The organism is Cochlodiniinecator piscidefendens (assembly GCF_011326755.1).
Lineage (GTDB): Bacteria > Pseudomonadota > Alphaproteobacteria > Rhodobacterales > Rhodobacteraceae > Cochlodiniinecator > Cochlodiniinecator piscidefendens.
In genome coordinates, this window is record NZ_JAAOIE010000017.1 from 1 (window position 1) to 2929 (window position 2929).

The 2929-nt window shown below is 52.1% G+C and carries 1 protein-coding gene, 1 tRNA gene and 2 rRNA genes (1 of these 4 cut by a window edge); 1 reads left to right on the forward strand and 3 read right to left on the reverse strand.

Features of this window, described 5'->3' with window-relative positions; all coding sequences use genetic code 11:
- Positions 1 to 195: 195 nt before the first annotated feature.
- A complete protein-coding gene (locus G9C99_RS18255) occupies positions 196 to 516 on the forward strand; it encodes a hypothetical protein (RefSeq protein WP_166418979.1) in 321 nt (106 codons plus the stop codon).
- A 69-nt stretch (positions 517 to 585) separates the two neighbouring features.
- On the opposite strand, the gene G9C99_RS18260 is transcribed toward G9C99_RS18255, so the two are convergent.
- The 3 genes from G9C99_RS18260 to G9C99_RS18270 form a co-directional block, all read right to left on the reverse strand.
- Positions 586 to 662: transfer RNA gene (locus G9C99_RS18260), tRNA-Met, on the reverse strand.
- Between the two features lie 88 nt (positions 663 to 750).
- Positions 751 to 865: ribosomal RNA gene (rrf, locus tag G9C99_RS18265) — 5S ribosomal RNA — on the reverse strand.
- 99 nt (positions 866 to 964) lie between these two features.
- A 23S ribosomal RNA gene (locus G9C99_RS18270) occupies positions 965 to 2929 on the reverse strand; it runs 968 nt beyond the window's last position.

Here is a 2929-nt window from a genome sequence, read left to right on the forward strand (position 1 = left end):
AGGCGTTGTTTCTGACGGTTTTATTCTTTTAGATTTGCGTCGTCGGAAGGCGGATGCGGGGATTGAGGGATTGTCTGCGTTAGGTTCTGTTGATGTGATTGAAGAAGCGGCTTACGGGAGCGCCAAGCGTGTGTTGGTGCGCAAGGGAACAGCGAACGCATAGCGCGCCCAGTGTATTTAAAAGGATCAGTATTGATGTTGGCAGTTAAGTTTCACAAGAGAGCCGTGGTTTTAGCGTTTTCGGCATTGGCGGCCTGTAGCGTTGGCGGTGCGGAAGATACCCATGTTTTTGTTCGAGAGGCCGGAGCTGACCAAGCCATCATAGGGATTCACATCAGCCTGCTTAATCATCCAGAAGAGACGCATGTCTTGGGATATAACAAGATGCAGGATCTCGCGAATGCGACCTGTGATCGGACCAGCGGACGTGCTGCGGAATATACCGGGAAACAATTTCAACGCAGCCTGGGCAACGCCTACGACACATGGATTGAGCGCACGTACCGTTGCGTATGATATGCGTGTAAATTTCAGGAGCTTAGAACGCCAAAAGCCCCGCGATTTGCGGGGCTTTTTGGTGTTTGTTGGTTGCGGGAGTAGGATTTGAACCTACGACCTTCAGGTTATGAGCCTGACGAGCTACCGGGCTGCTCCATCCCGCGCCAATAGGGTTTGTGGCCCTTGCGCCCCCATTCAAATTGTATGTTTGGGGATATTTGTCATCGTTTGAGAGCTTTGGATTTTTACTAGGTTTGGCGGTGACCTACTCTCCCACACCTTAAGATGCAGTACCATTGGCGCGACAGCGCTTAACGGCCGGGTTCGAGATGGAGCCGGGTGTTTCGCTTGTGCTATGACCACCAAACCGAGAAAAAATCCAAAGAGCCAATATCGTTTAAGTCAAGTGTTCTAATTAATGGTGTGTATGCTTTTGATTTGTCAGTAAGTCTTACTATTACTGGATCAAATCAAGCCTATCGGACAATTAGTACCGGTCAACTGAATGCATTGCTGCACTTACATCTCCGGCCTATCGACGTGGTGGTCTTCCACGGTCCTCAGGGATACCTTGTTTTGAGGGGGGCTTCCCGCTTAGATGCCTTCAGCGGTTATCCTGTCCGTTCATAGCTACCCAGCACTACCGTTGGCACGATAACTGGTCCACCAGTGGAACGTTCACCCCGGTCCTCTCGTACTAGGGGCAACTCCTCTCAAGTATCCTACACCCACGGCAGATAGGGACCGAACTGTCTCACGACGTTCTAAACCCAGCTCACGTACCTCTTTAAACGGCGAACAGCCGTACCCTTGGGACCTGCTCCAGCCCCAGGATGAGATGAGCCGACATCGAGGTGCCAAACACTGCCGTCGATATGGACTCTTGGGCAGTATCAGCCTGTTATCCCCGGCGTACCTTTTATCCGTTGAGCGATGGCCCTTCCACTCGGGACCACCGGATCACTATGACCGACTTTCGTCTCTGCTCGACTTGTCAGTCTCGCAGTCAGGCTGGCTTCTGCCATTGCACTCAACGACCGATTTCCGACCGGTCTGAGCCAACCTTCGCGCGCCTCCGTTACGCTTTAGGAGGCGACCGCCCCAGTCAAACTACCCGCCACACAGGGTCCCGGATCCGGATAACGGACCGCGGTTAGACATCAAACAGAACAAGGGTGGTATCTCAAAGGAGGCTCCATGGTAACTAGCGTTACCACTTCAAAGCCTACCACCTATTCTGCACGTGTTGTGTCTGATGCCAATGTGAAGCTGTAGTAAAGGTGCACGGGGTCTTTCCGTCTAACCGCGGGAAGCCTGCATCTTGACAGGCAATTCAATTTCGCTGAGTCTATGTTGGAGACAGCGGGGAAGTCGTTACGCCATTCGTGCAGGTCGGAACTTACCCGACAAGGAATTTCGCTACCTTAGGACCGTTATAGTTACGGCCGCCGTTTACCTGGGCTTCAATTCGGAGCTCTCACTCCTCCTTTTAACCTTCAGGCACCGGGCAGGCGTCAGACCCTATACGTCGTCTTACGACTTCGCAGAGCCCTGTGTTTTTAGTAAACAGTCGCCACCCCCTGGTTTGTGCCCCCAATTTCCACTTGCGTAGAAACAGGGCCTCCTTCTCGCGAACTTACGGAGGTATTTTGCCGAGTTCCTTCAACATAGTTCTCTCAAGCGCCTTGGTATTCTCTACCTATCCACCTGTGTCGGTTTAGGGTACGATCTCATGATGGAGCTATTTCCAGGAACCTCTAAGCAGCCCATTCAATCCAATAAGGATGAACTACAGTCGAGATCCGTCACTACCATCTGGCCCAGGAATATTAACCTGGTTCCCATCGACTACGCCTTTCGGCCTCGCCTTAGGGGTCGGCTTACCCTGCTCAGATTAGCTTTAAGCAGGAACCCTTGGATTTTCGGCGAGAGGGTCTCTCACCCTCTTTGTCGCTACTCATGTCATCATTCTCACTAGTGATCTCTCCACGGGATCGCTCACGCGCCCGCTTCATCGAAAGCTCCTTGCGTCCAATTCTTCCAGAGGAAGATAAAGACGCATGGAACTATGTCACACTACGCTCTGCTACCATGCACTATGTGCATCCTAAGCTTCGGCTCATGGCTTGAGCCCCGTTACATCTTCGCCGCAGGACAACTTAATTAGACCAGTGAGCTGTTACGCTATCTTTAAAGGATGGCTGCTTCTAAGCCAACCTCCTGGTTGTTTTGGTCGTCCCACCTGCTTTCCCACTTAGCCATGAATTAGGGGCCTTAGCTGTAGGTCAGGGTTGTTTCCCTTTTCACTACGGACGTTAGCATCCGCAGTGTGTCTGCCATCTATTACTCCCGGGTATTCGGAGTTTGGTTAGGATCAGTAAGCCGGTGAGGCCCCATTACCCATCCAGTGCTCTACCCCCCGGGGTATTCA